This is a genomic window from Streptomyces sp. R-74717 (genome assembly GCF_047305335.1).
GTDB lineage: Bacteria > Actinomycetota > Actinomycetes > Streptomycetales > Streptomycetaceae > Streptomyces > Streptomyces atratus.
On record NZ_CP102361.1, the window covers coordinates 9,243,566 to 9,260,383 of the forward strand.

A 16,818-nucleotide genomic window follows, 5' to 3' on the forward strand; every position below is an offset into this window, starting at 1 on the left:
CGAGCCTCGGCCGGGCTGGGGACGGCACGAGCCGCGGGGACGTCGGGCGCCTGGAGCAGATCCGGTCCTGGTTCGGCGGCCACTGTGGGAGATGGAGTCAGCCGACGCCGACGCGTATTTCGGGAAGGTGCTGCGAGGCTCGCCCAGCGGCACCCGACTGGCTCGCTCGCAGGCGCTGAGCACGTACTTCCTGTTCCTGGAGCTGCGGTACAAGATCGAGATCCACCGGATGACCGGGCGCGTGGTCGGGTGCCCGATCGACGAGATGAACCGGCCTCGCGGCTCCAAGGATGCCCAGCTGCGGATCCCGCCGACCGAGCCGGAGGCCCGGCAGTTGTTCACCGGCTGGGCTGGCGGGCTGGCCACGTGCCGGAAGTTCGCCCCGACCGCTCGGAACTATGCCGCCTCAAAGCTGATGTCCGAGGTGGGGCTGCGGGTGAGCGAGGCCCGCAAGCTCGACCTGTCGGACATCAAGTGGAACCTGGGCCGGTTCGGCAAGCTCCACGTCCGCCACGGCAAGGGTGCCCGCGGCTTCGGGCCACGCGAGCGGATGGTGCCGCTGATCAACGGGGCGGACCGCACCCTGCGGTGGTTCATTGAGGACGTCTGGGGCCAGTTCGACGACGACCACACCCGCCCCGGCGCCCCGCTGTTCCCCTCTGAGCGCAAGAACGCCGACGGAACCGCCCGCCGGGTCGGCGACGACGCCTTGCGCAACGGCCTCGCCGACGCGGTCAAGGCCCATCTGCCGGGCTGGACGGACCTGCTCACCCCGCATGTCCTGCGGCACTTCTGCGCGTCCCAGCTCTATGAGAACGGTCTCGATCTCATCTCAATCCAGGGGGTTTTAGGACATTCGTGGATCGCTACGACGATGCGATACGTCCATGTCCAGCGCACCCGGGTCGAGGACGCCTGGGTTGCCGGGGCCGAGCGGGCCGCGAAGCGGCTGCAAGGGCTGATCCAATGAGGTGGAATCTGCGGCTGACGGCCGAGAACAAGGGTATCTGGAAGGCGTCCGAACTCCAGCGGAGCCTGGCCGAGCACGGGTTGGTGATCTCAGCCGGGAAGATGTCTGGGCTGTGGTCGGGCCGGCCGGTCTCCCTCAAACTCGACGACCTGGACGTCATCTGCGTCGTGCTCGGCTGTGAGATCGGCGACCTGCTGATCCCTGAGCCGGAGAAAGTTCAGCGTCCCGGTGGGGAGGCCGGCCAGCAGGCCGCCGCTGCTGCCGGTGCGGCCCCGGTGGTGGTGCCGGGGCGCCGGGACGGCCGATCCCTGCCGCCGACGTGATGGCTTACGTTCTGCCGGCGGGCGAGTGCAAACCGCCAGCCAGCTGTCCGACCTGCTTCGGCTGGGGCGTGCTGCCCGGCCGCACCTGTGGCGCCTGCCAGAGTTTCCGCCGCAACGACGAACCCGCCGAGTGCAGCGGCTGCCATCGAATAGTGCGGTTGAAGAAGGGGTACTGCCGTCTGTGCTGGCATCAGGTGAGCCAGGACGCCAAGGACCAAGTCACCGTGTTGGCAGCCTACTTGGAGAGGATTCGGCACCATCAGCTGTTCTTCACCAACCTTCACCGCCCGCGGCAGCCCGGCCCTCCGAGAGGCAAGCAGGGCCGACGCAGGGGCCGCCCACGCCACCCCGACCCGGCCCCTGCCCACCGGCCGGCCTCCGGCTGGCTCCATCCGCCGCTGTTCGGCCTGGACGAAAAGACCGCGATCCGCTACGCGAACTCTGCCCGCGATCTCCTGGAACGGCCTCTGGAGACCAGCCCTGATGGGGCTATTTGAAAATCCCCACCCTGTACTCAGGCACGGGACAGACCTGCTTGCCTCGATTCCCCACCCTCTGCTCGCGGGCAGGCCGCGTTCCGTCTCTCTGGTCTGAGCCGCATCCGACCGGCGGGGTGGTGATCGCCTTGCCCGGCCGCGCTGAACGCAGCCACCATCGTCTGCCGCCTCGCCAGGACAGCAGCACAAGGCCTGAAACTTCGTCCTGACCGACGCCCTCTCGACAGGTCCAACGGCTTTCCAGCGATGGTTAGTTCCCGATAGGGATGTGACGTTTCGCCCAGCCCGTTGACCTGTCGCAGCACACCGTGACGGCCCCATACTCCAGGACCTGACGAACCGACGGGCGAAGGAGCACGGTGAGCGCAGCGACGGCAGCAGGGACCTGGAAGCTCGGGGACCTGGAGGTGAATCGCATCGGCTACGGCGCGATGCGGCTGACGGGCAACGGCATGATGGGGAACTCCGACGGCACGCCGATCGACCGCGATGTCGCCGTCGGCCTGCTGCACAGCGCGTTCGAGCAGGGTGTCAACCACATCGACACGGCCGCCTTCTACTTCTCGCCACTGCGGTCCGCGAACGAGCTGATCAACCGCGCCCTCTCATCCTGGTACGGCGACGTGGTCGTGGTGACCAAGGTCGGCCCGGCGCGCGATCCCTCCGGCGAGTGGCTGACTATGGCCCGCCCCGACCAGCTGCGCGGCCAGGTCGAGGAGAACCTGCGCCAGCTCGGCCGAGACCACCTGGACGTGGTGAACCTGCGCCGCAACGGCCCCGATACGGCCTCGATCACCGAGCACTTCGGCGCCCTCGCCGAGCTGCGCCAGGCGGGCCTGATCCGGCACCTCGGGCTCTCGAACATCCGCCCGAAGCATGTGGCCGAAGCCCTGATGATCGCGCCCGTGGTCTGCGTGCAGAACTCCTACGGACTGGACTGGCGCCGCGCCGACGAGAGCGGGCTGGTGGACCTGTGCCGGGAGCAGGGCATCGCCTTCGTCCCGTACTTCGCCGTCTCCGGACTGCGGCGCGAGGCAGCCGCAGTCCAGGAGCACGACGCGCGCGTCCACTCCGTCGCCCGCGCCCACAATGCGACGCCGGCCCAGGTACGGCTCGCCTGGACCCTCCACCGCGGTCCGCACGTGCTGGCCATTCCCGGCACCACGAACCCGGCACACCTCGCAGAGAACATCGCCGCCGGAAGCCTGCGCCTGACCGAGGAGGAGTCGGCCCTCCTCGACAAGCCGGACGAGGGCACCGCCTGAGCCCCTGCACGCGATGCTCGGTGGAATTCTCCAGTGCGTTGAACACCGGAACAAGTGGGGAAATGACGCAACCCTGGTCGTTTTGAGAGGTCCTCATGAGCCCGCGACTTCACCACGAACGCACGGGTGAATCCCCTAACACCGGGACAACGGACCCGCGGGTTCCCTCTGAAACTCCTTCAGTTTTCGTGAACTCGCGGGGTCTCGGGGTGCCGATAAGACCCGAGTCACCGATCCTGCTGGCCAATTCCGGGTTATGCGGCGAGGGAGAGGTCGAGGCGGGCGAGGTGCCCGGTCCGGGTGCGGTCGAGCGGGTGGCCGTTCCACCAGGCGTCGAGACGGAGCAGGTTCAGCGCGACCGCGGAGAAGGCGTGTTCGAGGTGTGTCTTGGGCAGGCCGCGGTAGCGGGCGCGTCTCATGCCGGTGACCGCGACGGCCTGGTGGATGGTGCCTTCGATGCCGGCGCGGGTGCCGTATTTGGTGCGCCACTGCTCGCTGGCTCTGTTCGGCGCGGGCCTGGTCGAGGGCTTCTTGCCGTTCGCGAGGCTGGAGGGAGAGCGAGCGGCCTCCGGTCCTGGAGCGGGTGCACTGGTCACGGACGGGGCAGGCCTGGCAGGTCTGCTTGTCGAACTTGACGACGATGGCCGGCGTCCCGCGCTGGCTGGCGGGGCTCCACCAGGTGCTGGTGCTCCCGCGCGGGCAGACGGCCTGGCGCTTGTCCCAGTCGATGGTGAAGGCCGTCCGATCGAATCCGGCACCGGCGCGGGCCTGGGGCGAGCTGTTCAGCAGCACTGGGGTGACCAGGGCGACGCCGAAGTTGCGTTTCACTGCGACGATGAGTTCGGCCGACGGGTAGCCGGAGTCGAGGAAGTGCTCGGCCGGCAACAGGTCACGGGCGGCCAGCATCTGGTGGATCGGTTCGGTCATCTCCGCGTCGGTGACCGTGGCGTCGGTGGTGGCGATGTTGATGACGATCCGGGGCGCGGGTTCGCCGTCGGCCCGCTCAGGCACCAGATCGTCGCAGGTCTCGCTGATGTGGACCTTGTACCCGGTCCACCAGGAGCCTTGCTTGAGGCCGTAGCGTGCGTCGGTGTCGTAGGGAGAGGCGAGGCGGAGCCTGCCGGGCGGGAGATCCTCGCTATCCCGCCGCTTCACCTCCGTCCCTGCTGCGGTGACGGTGCGGTGGTAGTTCTGCATCCACACCGTGCGCAGAACCCGTAACGCCGGCAGATCGCGCAGCCACACCGGCGCGGCCGGCGAGTGGACCGCCTCCAGGAGTGCGAATCCGTCCCGGCCGTAGACCAGGGCCATCTCCGCGCGCTTGGTCTTCGAGGCGGGCGGGTGCCACGAGTCGGTTCGCGGCCCGTACCGTTCGGCCCACTCCCGAACCGGCACCGCATCGGCCAGCCAGTTTGGGGCGGCACAGGCCAGAGCCTCCAGCGCGGCCCGCAGCGTCTCCCCGGCCGGCTCCAGCCGGTTCAGGTCCCGGACCGCGGCCAAGACCCGGGTGGAGTCGGTGCGCTGCTTGCCACCGGCCTTCACCAGGCCCCGGTCCCTCAGCGAGGACAGCAGGAGTTCGAGTGCCTTCTCCTCCAGGCTGTGCTCCACCAGACGGGCGCGGAACTCCGACAGGACCGAGGCGTCGAACGCCGGGATCGTCCAGCTCCAGGCCCAGCGCGTACTTGAAGTCCATGCCGTAGCGGACGCGATGCGCCGCCGCGCGGTCGGTGAGATTCTCTACGAACTGCAGCACCGTCACCAGAGCGAGCTGGCCCGGCGACCAGCCCGGCCGCCCCTGCTCTGCGAACGCCTCGGCGAACGCGGTGTCCGGGAACAGCTCGCCCAGCTCATCGCGGACCCGCATCGCCAGCGGATACGGCCCACGGGCTGCGACCGCGCGAGCCACCTGCGCGGTCAGCTCCGGCACCTGCGGCCAAGGCTGCGACTGCATCGACATCCAGCACCCCGCCCGCAACCGGAACGGCAAAACGGTCGCCACCCTGGCCAACGAGCCATCACACCGGACGGCACGGATGGCTATGTTGGTGATAGCCGAGAGCGGGTGTCGGTGAGTGACGAGAGCACCATGTCCCGCTGGATGTCGATGTCCGTGACTTTTAAGAGCGTCCTGATGCTTGACTTTGTCGAGTTGTTATACCGTCCGTCGGTACGGAGACCGCAGTGTGTGGGGGCGGGCGCCTGGTTGCGGTCCTCTGCCAGTCACGAGCAGTCGAACCAGTGCCCGATGGGGCGGTCCGGGCAGGTTCGGCACTCGAAGATGTACACGCCTCCGACGTCGCCGAGGCACAGGCCCGCGGGATTGTCCGCGGCTTCTGTCCAACCGCTGTCGGTTCTGTCCTCCACCGGCAGCCACGTACGCCAGGACTCTCCGTCGAATTCCTCGCTCGCGACGGTCAGCAAGTGCTCCATGCGGCCACCGCAGGCTTCGCAGTCGGGCCAGCAGGGTTCCTGTGTCCAGCCAGGGTAGCCGCCCAGCTTGATCCCGGGCGCCTCAGCCAAGTGATACGAGTAGTACAGGCCGGTCGTTGCCTTCAACTCCTCGAAACGGGCCTGCAACGCGTCATGCGTGTCCCGGGAAAGGTCCCAGCTGGGGTACTCGGTCACCTGCTCCGGGTGGACCACACACGGGTCCGGATACCAGTCCTTCGGGAGGGCTTCCACCGGCTCCGGAGTCGGCAGTATGTCTTTGATGGCACCAGAGTCCCTCCAGTGCACCTGCGGCAGGGGGTAGCAGTACTCGCCGTGAGCATAAGGGCACCACAGCACCTGCAGCAGGTCGGTTCCCTCTGGGAAGGGGACTCCGGGTGCGTCGGCCTGGCGGACCTGGACGATGGGAACCATGGGCACGGCAGCCTGGAGCTCGCTCACGGTGTCGGGGTCGAAGTGCTCCTCTATGCAGACCGGCCATGGCTCTGCCACAGGCCACAGCAGTGGCCCTCCAACGGAACTGTCGTAGCAGGAAGGAGAGCCGGCGCGCGGGTGAAGGCGGACGGACTCACGGCGGAAGGGGGCCAGCTCAGGGAAGAGCTTTTCCACGTCCACGGGGCGGGCAGGGGTGCGACGGATCATGCATCGGACTCTAGGGCCGGGGACTGACAGCCAACCCACCCGGCCCCGCGATCCCCCATTTCAGGCTTCCCCCGTCGCCGCGAGCAGGTGTTCAGGGCGACACGACGCACGGGCGCTCTCAAAACTCGGCAACATTTTGGCGCCTCGGGCTCAGCAGCCGCTCTCCACATCTGTCGACAAACGCTCTCCGTTGTCACCTACGTAGCCAGCATGGAATTAACCAGCAGGATCGGCGACACGGTTCTTACCGGCACCCCTCCTTCCAGGCCGCCTCTCCACGCGCTTCGAGGACCGCGAACAGGTCGTCGGCATGCTCGGTGATCAGATCCTCGACGGTCCCCGCCACAGCGGACTGGACCAGGATCGACACCGGAATCCCCACCCTGGGCGCCAGCGTGCCTACCCAGGAACTGAACGGATTGGTCATCAGATGCCTCCGAGCAGATGATGGACCCCCTGTCAACGACACACCCGGGTACCAGTAGCGGCCGTGATCGCCCTCAGCGCCTGCTGCCACCCGGCGCGAGCAGGCTGGTGACCTCGGCGATCGCCTCCGCCGAGGGATGGAAGTAGCGCCGTACGTTCTCCGGCTTCTTGTGCCGGGACTTCGCCATCAGCATCAGCAGGCTCGCCCCGCCCTCGCCGAGGTGCGTGAGCCCGGAATGTCTCCACTCATGGAGGTCCCAGCCGGTGCCGCTCTCGCCGCCGAGGGCGGTGTGCTCGTCCAGCAGCATGCGGGCCTGCCCGTATGACAGCCGGACCAGCCCGGTGTCGGGGCACACGTCGCGCGGGCTGACGACTTTGCCGGGGCCCGGCCTGCGGTGGGTGACGAACACCGGCCCGCGCGTACGGCCCGTGAGCAGGCGGGGCAGCAGTCGGGCGGTGCCCGCGTCCCAGTAGACGGTCTCCAGCACGAAGTCCTCGCGCATCGCGCCGCGGCGGCGGGTGCGCGGCTTCGCGCCCTTGGCCTTCACCGGGGCGTCGCCCCGCGAGGTCCAGCTCCTCAATGTTGACGCCGAGGATCTCCTCCGACCGCCCGCAGGTCTCGTACAGCATCCGCCACAGAGTCTTCTCCCGGAGGTGGACGTCGCGGCGGGCGATCAGCCGGTCGATGGCCATCTTCGAGCGGGCCGGGGTCTCGGAGTCCGGCGGGGTCATCTGGTTCGCGAACGCCGGCACCTTCGGGCCGTCGTACCCGTGCTCGCTGCACCAGCCCAGCCACGACAGCACCGACGCCCGGCGGGCGTTCCAGGTGTTGACCGCCGCTTCGCCCCACAGTTGTTCGAGGGCGCCGCCGATCTCGTCGTCCGCGATCGTGGCGAGCGAGCGGGCGGGCCTCCGAGCTGTTCGGCGGTCTTGCCGACCCCGATCCCGTAGTTGCGGACCGTGTTCGCGTTGCCGAGCGAATCGAGGAACGCGTCCGCCGCGCTCCGTACGGTCAGCCCCGCCCCTTCCCGGCGGGCAGTCGTACGAGTGTCGGCACCGCTTCCCCTCTTGCCGCAGATAACGGGGCCGCTTCACGCACGGCCTCCGAGCCGTTCCCGCAGGTCGGGATCGGCCGTCCCGCAGATAATAGGGCGCTATCTGCGGGACAACTTCAGACCGGTCCCACGGCCGACGCCCCGTCAGCCGCCCATCAGGGCCGACAGATCCTTAGCGCCGGTTTTCGTTCCGATGTTCCAAGCGCCGCCAACTGCATCGGATGCGAACTGGCGACGGTATGCGCGTCGTGTCCGATGCGATGTGCGGCTATGCAGCTGACCAGCGGCGTCGGACGTCTGGGTGGACTGTGACCGTAGTGCTTGGTGAGGGGCGGTGGCGAGCCCTTGTCACTCGTGGGGGGTGGATGGCCTGCGGTTTCAGCTCCGGCTCGCATCTGATGCAGTTTCCTCGCATCAGATGCGAGTGACGGAGAGTGGTAGCAGGTGAGGTTCAGAGGGACCGCGCCGGGGGCGGCGACGCTGCACCTGGCAGATGGGGTCGCGCTGCTGCGGCCGGAAGAGCAGGTGTTCACAGCGATGTCGGGCGGATTCGCCAACCAGCAGCTCGCGCGGAACCTGGCCCGCTCAACGGTCGAGGGCCGGGAGAACACGGTGAAGGCGTTCGCCGCCTACGTGAACGCCTTCCCGTGGCAGTGGACACCGGCGATGGTCGACGAATGGCTTGGTGACCTGCGCTCACTGCGTGACCTGAAGCGATCGACGATCCGCTCGTACTCCGAAGCCGTCCGCGCCTTCTGCCACTTCGCCACCGATCCCCTCTACGAGTGGGCCACCACCTGCGAAGAGCGGTTCGGTTCCCACCCGATCCAGGTCGTGCACGAGTGGAACACCGCCGTCCACGTCCAGGACAACGAGGCCGACGCGAAGAAGCGGGCCTTCACCAAGGCTGAGCTGCACGCCTTCTTCGCCCACTGCGACGACGAGGTCGCCCGCATCCGGGCCTTCGGCCGCAAGGGCTGGCTTCCAGCCTTCCGTGACGCGACCCTGTTCAAGACCGCGTACGCCTTCGGCACACGGCGGAATGAGACGCGGATGCTGGACGCCGCCGACTTCGGCCGCAACCCGCACGGAGCCGAGTCCGGCGAATTCGGCCTATGCCGGGTCCGCTTCGGCAAGGCCAAGAAGGGCTCACCTCCCAAGCGCCGTTCCGTGCTGACCGTGTGGGACTGGACTCCCGACGTCCTGGACGAGTGGTTCACCGAGGTCCGACCGCTGTTCGGTGCCGAGGGCAACCCCGCGGCTTGGCCCTCGGAGCGCGGGCTGCGCATCGGCTGTCAGCGACTCAACTCCCGCTTCATCGCCTACCGTCAGGCCCTGGGCTTGGACGAAGGGTTGGACTTCCACTCCTTCCGCAGGTCCTACGTCACGCATCTGACCGAGGACGGTTGGGACCCGCGGTTCGTCCAAGAACAAGTCGGCCACGACCACGCGAGCACAACCTCGATCTACACCTGTGTCAGCTCGGACTTCCGCACCCGCACTTTGCGGCGACACCTCGACAGCACCGTCGCCGCCGCTCTGGAGAGCCAGAACCGGAGGCAGTCGTGAAACGCAAGGTCGGCTACACGTGGAAGCTGCGTGAGGTGAACGAGTTTGGACTGCACCCGGCAGACGCCTGAGTCGACCGTGACATAGGGCCGTCATACGCTCGGGTAGCGGGTTGGCCCCACCGTTCAGCCTGGTCGGCGTTGCCGAGCTGCGATGCCGTGGTCCCTGCGCCCGTCAGCGGCCGCGCGTAGCAGTGTCAGAGGCTTCCCTTAGGTTCGTCCCATGAGTTCTTCTCTGAGCGTCTACCTGCTCGACGTGGCCGCTACGCGTGCCTTGGTCGGATCCCGCGATGACCAGTTGCTGGAGGTGATCCGCAACAGCTTCGGGGACGACCTGGCACGCGACGACGACTATTTCAGCCACGCAATCGAGGAAGGCGCCCCCACGGCATACGAGGCACTGCGCGCGGTCATCAACGGCGGGCCCTTCAACGAGAACAAGGACCACGCCTTCCAGTACGGCTACGCCTACAAGCGGCTGTGCTCGCTCACCGGCTCGTTCCTGGACAACAACTGTTTTACGCCGCACCGGGGTGACTGGCTGTCGGTGGTCGACGAGGGCCTGAATGCTCTGGACGTCACCGCCGTGTCTGTCGAGGCCTTCAGCTACAGCGACCTGCCCGATCCTCTGCCGTACACATTCATACCGGGCTGCGGTGAGTGGACGCCCGATCACATCGCACAGGCGCTGGAGCAGTTCGAGGCCACCAAGCGGGCGGTCGACGAGTCGGGCCAGGCGCCACCGCTGGAGCCTGAAGTTGTGGAGGCCGTTATGCAGTGTCTCGGCTGGATGCGGCACGCGGTGGGACGGCCGGGCTTTGGCGTTATCGGCTTCCGTTCCTGAAGTCCCGGACGGGGCGACCGGATGGCCTCTCCTACCGGTGGTTCCACCGAACCGGGGGTGCCGGTAAGAACCTGTCACCAGCCTCAAACGGCGGTGATCTTGCGAGGGCGTCACCCGTGTGGGTGAGCTCGGGGCCGTACGGCTGCGGTGTGTGAAGCCCCGCGAGGACGATCGACAACTGTGGCCCGTACCCCGTTGGACCTGGACGAGTTAGTCGAGCACTGGACGCTGCTGAAGGACGAGCAGGGGCTCGTCTCCGGCAAGCGCGGTGTGACGCGACTGGGCTTCGCCGTGTGCTGAAGTTTTACACGCAGTACGGCCGGTTTCCCCGGAATCGGGCAGAGCTGCCCGGTGAGGCCGTGGAGTTCGTCGCCCGGCAGGTGCAGGTTCCCGCCTCGGAGCTGGATTCCTACGACTGGACGGGCCGTACGGTCGAGTACCACCGCGCGCAGATCCGGGGACACCTCGGTTTCCGTGAGTGCAGCGTCGCGGACGCGGAGAAGCTGACGGCGTATCTGGCCGAGCACGTCGCGCACAAGGAACGCAGGCCCGAGCCGGTCCGGGTGGAACTGTTGGCCCGCTGTCGCGAGGAGAGCATTGAGCCGCCCACGGCGGGCCGGTGAGACCGGCTCGCCCCGGCTGCCGGCCGCCCTGAGGTCGGCCGAGGAGTCGCTGACCGCGCAGATCTCCTCGCGGCTGACCGCGGAGAGTATCGAGCGGCTGGTGGCTCTGGTGACCGCCGGCACCGACCAGGACGACGCCGCCGGAACCGGCGGTGGCACAGAGGGCGTGGATGCGCTGCCGGTGCTGGGGAAGATCAAGGAAGCGCCGGGCAACGTGAGCCTGGAGACGATGCTCACCGAGATCGACAAGCTCCTGGCGGTGCGGGCGATCGGTCTGCCGCCAGATCTGTTCATCGACGTCGCGCCGAAGGTCGTGGCTGGCTGGCGGGCGCGGGCCGCAGTGGAATTGCCTTCCCACCTGCGGACGCACCCGGTGCCGCTGCGGGTGACCTTGCTGGCCGCCCTGCTGCACGAGCGGGAGCGGGAGATCACCGACACGCTGGTGGAACTGCTGATCTCCACAGTGCACCGGATCGGGGCGCGGGCGGAGAAGAAGGTCACCGAGCAGCTGATCAACGCGTTCAAGAAGGTGTCGGGCAAGGAGAACATCCTCTTCAAGCTCGCCGAGGCGTCGCTCGGCACCCCGGAGGGAACAGTTCGTCAGGTCGTCTTCCAGGCACTCGCCGAGCGACACGGGATCGAGGTCAGGGCTGCCGCACTGCAGTTCTCCCTTGCCCACCCGGCGACGGCTGCTGCGGTCCCCGGCGCCAGGAAGCCCAGCCGCATCGCGGAAGACCTCGCGGCTCTCGACGAGACGATCCCGGCTGCCTTCTGGACGGCCCTGCGCGAGGAGAAGCTGATCGCAGACTCCGCGCCCGTACCCGCCGCCTGACTTCTTCCCCTGAATCAGTTCTCCAGGAGAATCCCGTGGCCACAACCACCGCATCCATCGACATTCCCGTATCGCCTGACCGCATCCGGCAGCTCATCGGCGGCTTCGACTCGCTTCCCGACTGGCTGCCCTACATCCCCACCAGCGAACTCAGCGAGGGCGGACGAGTCCGCACCCTTGCCAACGAAGGCGGCGGCGTCATCGTCGAGCGTCTCGAATCCTTCGACGACGAGGCCCGCACCTACAGCTGCTCCATCCTCCGGGCCCGCTTCCCTGTCATCGGATACCGCTCCACCCTCACCGTGCACGACGTGCCCGGACAGGACACGGCCCGCGTGGAGTGGTCCGGCACCTTCATTCCAAACGCCATCAGCGACGACGAGGCCATCGCCCTGTTCCACGGCATCTACACCGAGGGCCTCGCCGCACTGCACCGGACGCTCACCGTTGAAGCCGACTGACAGGCGGGCTGGGTTTCATGTCCCAGAGTCGCGCTCGGGGCGGCCGCCGTGGCCACGGGCGCGAGCGGGCGGTGCGCCATCCTGGTCGACTTGGACGATGCGGGTTCGCCTTTCGAAAAGGCCGCCGACGACCTTGATGCCGATGGTGGTGTCGACCACTTCGTCGGCCAGCCGGCGGTGGACGAGTTCTATTTTCTCGGAATCCTCGGCCCCCGATGGTGGTGTCCTTGATGGCGGCGTTGAACGAGGCAGGCTCCGGGTGGGGGTGATCGGTGAGTACCTTTATGGGGCCTCCTTCTCCTTGGGGTGCTGAGCGACTGTGCCCACGGCGAGGGCGTTGGCGGTCACGATCACGGCGATGGCCAGCCACGATGCCATGTCGATGTGCTGGCCCAGCACGAGCAGGCCGACCAGGGCGGCGGACACCGGGTTGACGCTCATGAAGATCCCGAAAAAGTGGGCCGGGATCCGGCGCAGCGCGAGCAGGTCAGCCAGGAACGGCACGGCGGAGGACAGCACTCCGGCGGTCAGCGCGCACAGCAGAGCAGGGGCCGTGGGGCGGTGGAGCCACAGGACTGCGACGCCTACTGGCAGGTAGAGCAGGCCGGAGACGGCCGCGGCCGCGGCCGAGCCCTGCAGACCTGGCAGGCGCTCGCCCACGGTGCGGTTGAGCAGGATGTAACAGCCCCAGCAGACGGCGGCGAGCAGGGCCAGACCTATGCCGAGGTAGTCGGTGCTCGGCCGGGGGCGCGTGAGGACCACCACGGCCGCGGCGACGGCGAGGGCGCAGACCAGATTGGTACGGCGGCGGGAGCCGGCCAGTGCCACGGTGAGCGGGCCGAGGAACTCCAAGGTGACCGCGAGACCGAGACCGATCCGGTCGATCGCCATGTACAACGTGAGGTTCATGGCGGCGAACACCGCCGCCAGGCCCAGCACAGGCCGCCATTGCGCGGTGGTGAATGACCGCAGCTTCGGCCGGCCCGCGCCCAGCAGCACTGCGGCGGCCACCCACTGGCGCACCGCCACAACGCCTACCGGTCCAAGGACCGGGAAGGCTAGGGCGGCCACCGACGCTCCGACCTGATTGGACAGACCGCTTCCCAGCATCAGGGCGATCCCGGACAGCCGGGGCGGGGCCATCGGAGGTACGGCCCCGGCTGTCATTTCCGTACGAGCATCGGTTGTCATGACACGACCATCTGCCGCGGCGATGCATACGCAAAATGCATTGGACGCACCATCTATACACTTGGCGCATGGATGGTCGAACGGCGCTTGAGCTGCGGCACCTGCGCTGCCTGGTCACCATCGTCGACACAGGCAGCTTCACCGATGCAGCGATCGAGCTCGGTGTCTCCCAGGCCGCGGTCTCCCGCACCCTGATTGCGCTGGAGCGAATCCTCGGCGTACGGCTGCTGCACCGCACCAGCCGTACGGTCACCCCCACCACCGCCGGCGTACAGGTACTTGCCGGCGCCCGCCACCTGCTCGCCGGCGCCGATGAACTGGTGCGCCTGGCCACCACTGGCCACACCCGCCTGCGCGTCGGCCACGCATGGTCGGCAATGGGCCGCCACACCACCGAGTTCCAGCGGCGCTGGCACGACCGCCGCCCCGATGTCGAACTGCACCTGATCCGCCACAACACCCCTACCGGTGGCCTGGCCGAGGGCCTGTGCGACCTGGCCGTCGTCCGCACCGTCATCGACACCCGCTGTTATGCCCACGCCCTTGTCGGCCAGGAGCGCCGCTGTGTGGCCCTGGCCTCAGACGACCCATGGGCCAGGCGTCGCAGTGTCCGGCTCGGGGAAATCCGCGAGCGCACCCTCGTCGTCGACCGCCGCACCGGCACAACCACCCTGGACCTGTGGCCCGAAGGTTTCCGCCCCGTCGTGGAGTACACCCAGGACATCGACGACTGGCTGGCCGCCATCGCCACCGGCCGTTGCGTCGGCGTCACGCCACAGGCCACCGCCACCCAGTACCGCCGTGACGGCATCACCTACCGGCCCCTGCGTGACGCCGACCCCGTGCCCGTCCACCTCATCTGGCGCCGGCATGACCCCCACCCTGCTACGCACGCCGCCGTCGCCCTGCTCTGCGACCTCTACCGTGAAGACGCCTGACACCGAGCTCTCGACACGGAGCCTCGAACCGGTTCTGCTGGGGCGGCCCGTCCGGAGTCACCGCCGGAGGCCCGCGAGTCGGCTGCCGGTCGTCCCCGGGGGCCAGAACGCTGCAGGCGCCTCGCCCAGGGAACGCAGGTCGGTGGCAGATGACGCCAGTGCCTCGGCGGCTACGGGAATACGGTGCTCGACCAGCGTGCGCGCCGATCGCAGCTCCTTGGTGCGATTCATTCCGGCGGTGCGGAGAAGGATGCGCGGTCGCGCGGGCTCAGTTCCGTCCGATTTTCGGTCGCGGCCAGTACCTCGGTGAACATTCACCGGCGATTTGTTGTGCGGTGTCCGATAACCGAGCATGGAAGCTTCCCCCGGCGGTTTCCGCAGCAGGCGTGCGCCCGCACGCTGGGCCGCCGCTGCACGGGCCGGGGGCCGTGGCGCTGCCTCGCGGAGCAGACGACGGTACCCAGCACGATGAAAGGCGCACCACCCCATGCACGACACCGGAACCGTCTCGCCATCGGCTCCGGCCCCGGACGGCCCCGCTCCGGCCCAAGGTCCCGGCGCAGCCCGGACGGAGCACCTTCCGTCCCCGGAGCGGGAAGGGGGCAGTCGGCACGCCCGGCGTTTCGGGCTTCCGGTCGCCACCGCACTGGTCATGGGCAACATCATCGGCGGCGGCATCTTTCTGCTCCCGGTGTCCGTCGCCCCGTACGGCACCATCAGCCTCGTCGCCTTCGGCGTGCTCACCGTCGGCGCCATCGCGCTCGCGCTCGTCTTCGGGCGGCTCGCACAGCGCGACCCGCGCACCGGCGGGCCGTACGTCTACGTGCGCGAGGCCTTCGGCGATTTCGCGGGCTTCCTGGCCGCCTGGTCGTACTGGATCACCTCCTGGGTGAGCAACGCGGCGCTCGCCGTCACCGCCGTGGGCTACCTGGACGTGCTGCTGCCCCTGCACGGCTCGCCGTGGCTGATGATGACCGCCGCACTCGTCGTGCAGTGGCTGCCGGCTCTCGCCAACCTCGCGGGGACCCGTTACGTCGGCGCGGTGCAGCTCGTCTCCACCGTGCTGAAGTTCGTTCCTTTGCTGCTGGTCGCGATCGGCGGGCTGTTCTTCTTCGACCCGGACAACCTCGGTCCCTTCCAGGCCACGGACGGTGGCGCCCTCGGCGCGGTCTCCGCGTCCGCCGCGATCCTGCTCTTCAGCTACCTCGGCGTCGAGTCGGCGGCGGTCAGCGCGGGTGAGGTGCGTAACCCGCGGCGCAACGTCGGGCGGGCGACCGTCCTCGGCACGCTCGGCGCGGCGCTGGTGTACCTGCTGGGCACACTCGCCGTCTTCGGTACCGTCGCGCACGACAAGCTGCTCACCTCCAGCGCCCCCTTCACCGACGCCGTCAACGCCATGTTCGGCGGCACATGGGGCGGCACGGCGGTCGCCTGCGCGGCGCTGGTGTCGATCGTGGGCGCGCTCAACGGCTGGACGCTGCTGAGCGCCCAGACCGCGTACGCCGCCGCCCGCGACGGCCTGTTTCCGGCGCGCTTCGCGGTGAAGCGGCGTGGCGTGTCGACCTTCGGCGTGACTGTCACGGTTGTGCTCGCCTCGCTGCTGACTGTCTACAACTACATGGCCGGGACGGCCCGGGTGTTCGAGATCCTGGTGCTGGTCACGACCTTCACCGCGACCGTCCCGTACCTTCTGACGACGGCGGCCCAGCTGTACTTCCTCGTCTCGGGACAGCGTGACCGGGTCCGCCCGGCTCGCCTCGCCCGTGACGCCGTGCTCGCGCTCGCCGCCTTTGGATTCTCCATGTGGCTCCTGGCGGGCTCCGGCTACGCAGCCGTTTACCAGGGCGTGCTGTTTCTCTTCGCGGGTGTCCTGGTCTACGCATGGATGTCGGCCCGTAAGGCGCGCGCCTGACGCCTCGGCGGGGGACTGGTCAGCCGATCGGCCAGGTGTGGACGGGTGCGTTGGAGTGCATGTGCTCGACGTGCTGGCAAGTCATCAGGCGCAGTCCTTCACAGTCGCATGCGGGCTTGCCCCGCGCGACCGCGCAGACCGGACGGATCCAGCGGTGGATGGGGCTGTTGTGCAGGATGAGTTCGGGCAGCTCTGGGATGTCCCGCTCGACAGCCCTCTGCCGTTGGCGAGCGGTACGCGGAATTCGCCGGTACCCGTATCGGACATGGACGGCGGGACAGGGGGACAGATCGTCCCCTGTCCCTGTGTGTCCCGGGTCGGCTGACGGCGGCCACGCCGACGGCGTGGGCCAGGAGGTCGGCTTCCTTGCGTATGGCTCGCGGTTCGGTGCGCCGCAGGTCCGCGGCGACGGCGCCGGCCGATGGCGGATGCGCGACGGCTCGGCGTCGATCTCGTGGCGATCTTCATTACGTGTGGGGCGGCCGTGCAGTCGCCGCGCCGACGGGCTGCGGCCTGGCGCCTCGCATGGGTAATCCGGAATCGGACGGACTGCGGGTCACTGCACGCCGGTGGCGCACACCTCGCATCCCGCTCGCGGAAGACCGGCGGTGTGGCGGCCGTGGGCGCCGGGGCTCTGAGGGTTCCCGTCGTGGGGGGTATGACGCGGACCGGATGTGCGCGGAGACGGCCGGCTGAGGAGGAAGTCGCCGACGTTTCAGAGTTCCGCCAACTGCCTGTGGAGATCGCCGGTTGGGTGAACGGAGTCATGCCGTCGAGGGCGACGGGGCAACGCGCATCACCCCTTGCGTCGGCGGGATCCCGC

At 68.6% G+C, this 16,818-nt stretch carries 16 protein-coding genes and 2 pseudogenes; 11 read left to right on the forward strand and 7 right to left on the reverse strand.

What is annotated here, in order from left to right; translation table 11 throughout:
• The first annotated feature begins 91 nt into the window (after positions 1-91).
• From NRF20_RS41755 to NRF20_RS41765, 3 genes are all read left to right on the forward strand, one after another.
• Positions 92-970: a tyrosine-type recombinase/integrase gene (locus NRF20_RS41755; RefSeq protein WP_398629331.1), complete on the forward strand. Its 879-nt coding sequence runs from the start codon at positions 92-94 to the stop codon at positions 968-970.
• Positions 967-1,293 carry a helix-turn-helix domain-containing protein gene (locus NRF20_RS41760; protein WP_398629330.1) on the forward strand — a complete coding sequence of 109 codons (327 nt, stop codon included), beginning with the start codon at positions 967-969 and terminating at the stop codon, positions 1,291-1,293. Before NRF20_RS41755 ends, NRF20_RS41760 begins: the two co-directional genes overlap by 4 nt.
• A gap of 856 nt (positions 1,294-2,149) precedes the next feature.
• Complete coding sequence (locus NRF20_RS41765; protein WP_398629329.1) at positions 2,150-3,055, forward strand: oxidoreductase; 906 nt, start codon at positions 2,150-2,152, stop codon at positions 3,053-3,055.
• 254 nt (positions 3,056-3,309) lie between these two features.
• Here NRF20_RS41765 and NRF20_RS41770 read toward each other — a convergent pair whose 3' ends face one another.
• The 6 genes and pseudogenes from NRF20_RS41770 to NRF20_RS41795 all read right to left on the reverse strand — a co-directional run bounded on the left by NRF20_RS41770 (position 3,310) and on the right by NRF20_RS41795 (position 7,628).
• Positions 3,310-3,474, reverse strand: coding sequence for a hypothetical protein (locus tag NRF20_RS41770; protein WP_413754676.1), 165 nt, complete (start codon positions 3,472-3,474; stop codon positions 3,310-3,312).
• Positions 3,475-3,589: 115 nt separating this feature from the next.
• A pseudogene (locus tag NRF20_RS41775) lies at positions 3,590-4,252 on the reverse strand (transposase); the annotation flags it as partial.
• Positions 4,194-5,012, reverse strand: a complete 819-nt coding sequence (locus NRF20_RS41780) for a transposase (RefSeq protein ID WP_413754258.1) — start codon at positions 5,010-5,012, stop codon at positions 4,194-4,196. The pseudogene NRF20_RS41775 and the gene NRF20_RS41780, both read right to left, overlap by 59 nt.
• Before the next feature lie 263 nt (positions 5,013-5,275).
• Positions 5,276-6,145: a DUF1963 domain-containing protein gene (locus NRF20_RS41785; RefSeq protein WP_398629327.1), complete on the reverse strand. Its 870-nt coding sequence runs from the start codon at positions 6,143-6,145 to the stop codon at positions 5,276-5,278.
• Between the two features lie 244 nt (positions 6,146-6,389).
• Positions 6,390-6,572 (reverse strand): hypothetical protein, encoded by a 183-nt coding sequence (locus tag NRF20_RS41790; RefSeq protein ID WP_413754259.1) that lies wholly within the window; start codon positions 6,570-6,572, stop codon positions 6,390-6,392.
• 73 nt (positions 6,573-6,645) lie between these two features.
• Positions 6,646-7,628, reverse strand: a pseudogene (locus NRF20_RS41795) (tyrosine-type recombinase/integrase).
• 442 nt (positions 7,629-8,070) lie between these two features.
• Here NRF20_RS41795 and NRF20_RS41800 point away from each other — a divergent pair.
• From NRF20_RS41800 to NRF20_RS41825, 6 genes are all read left to right on the forward strand, one after another.
• Positions 8,071-9,195, forward strand: coding sequence for a tyrosine-type recombinase/integrase (locus tag NRF20_RS41800; protein ID WP_413754260.1), 1,125 nt, complete (start codon positions 8,071-8,073; stop codon positions 9,193-9,195).
• A gap of 222 nt (positions 9,196-9,417) precedes the next feature.
• A complete protein-coding gene (locus tag NRF20_RS41805; RefSeq protein WP_413754261.1) occupies positions 9,418-10,038 on the forward strand; it encodes a hypothetical protein in 621 nt (206 codons plus the stop codon).
• Between the two features lie 293 nt (positions 10,039-10,331).
• A complete protein-coding gene (locus NRF20_RS41810; protein WP_398629323.1) occupies positions 10,332-10,661 on the forward strand; it encodes a DUF4158 domain-containing protein in 330 nt (109 codons plus the stop codon).
• Entirely contained in the window at positions 10,636-11,493 is an 858-nt protein-coding gene (locus NRF20_RS41815; RefSeq protein WP_413754262.1) for an aldo/keto reductase, read from the forward strand. Before NRF20_RS41810 ends, NRF20_RS41815 begins: the two co-directional genes overlap by 26 nt.
• 35 nt (positions 11,494-11,528) lie before the next feature.
• The gene (locus NRF20_RS41820) at positions 11,529-11,954 is read left to right on the forward strand and encodes an SRPBCC family protein (protein WP_398629321.1); all 426 of its coding nucleotides are present in this window, start codon (positions 11,529-11,531) and stop codon (positions 11,952-11,954) included.
• Between the two features lie 90 nt (positions 11,955-12,044).
• A complete protein-coding gene (locus NRF20_RS41825) occupies positions 12,045-12,185 on the forward strand; it encodes a hypothetical protein (protein ID WP_398629320.1) in 141 nt (46 codons plus the stop codon).
• A 51-nt stretch (positions 12,186-12,236) separates the two neighbouring features.
• Here the strand turns inward: NRF20_RS41825 and NRF20_RS41830 are convergent, their stop codons facing one another.
• A complete protein-coding gene (locus NRF20_RS41830; RefSeq protein WP_398629501.1) occupies positions 12,237-13,064 on the reverse strand; it encodes an EamA family transporter in 828 nt (275 codons plus the stop codon).
• A 149-nt stretch (positions 13,065-13,213) separates the two neighbouring features.
• Here NRF20_RS41830 and NRF20_RS41835 point away from each other — a divergent pair, with 149 nt between their 5' ends.
• Together NRF20_RS41835 and NRF20_RS41840 are read left to right on the forward strand one after the other, a co-directional pair.
• Positions 13,214-14,083, forward strand: a complete 870-nt coding sequence (locus NRF20_RS41835) for a LysR family transcriptional regulator (RefSeq protein WP_398629319.1) — start codon at positions 13,214-13,216, stop codon at positions 14,081-14,083.
• Positions 14,084-14,570: 487 nt separating this feature from the next.
• Positions 14,571-15,995 carry an amino acid permease gene (locus tag NRF20_RS41840; RefSeq protein ID WP_398629318.1) on the forward strand — a complete coding sequence of 475 codons (1,425 nt, stop codon included), beginning with the start codon at positions 14,571-14,573 and terminating at the stop codon, positions 15,993-15,995.
• Positions 15,996-16,818: the final 823 nt, after the last annotated feature.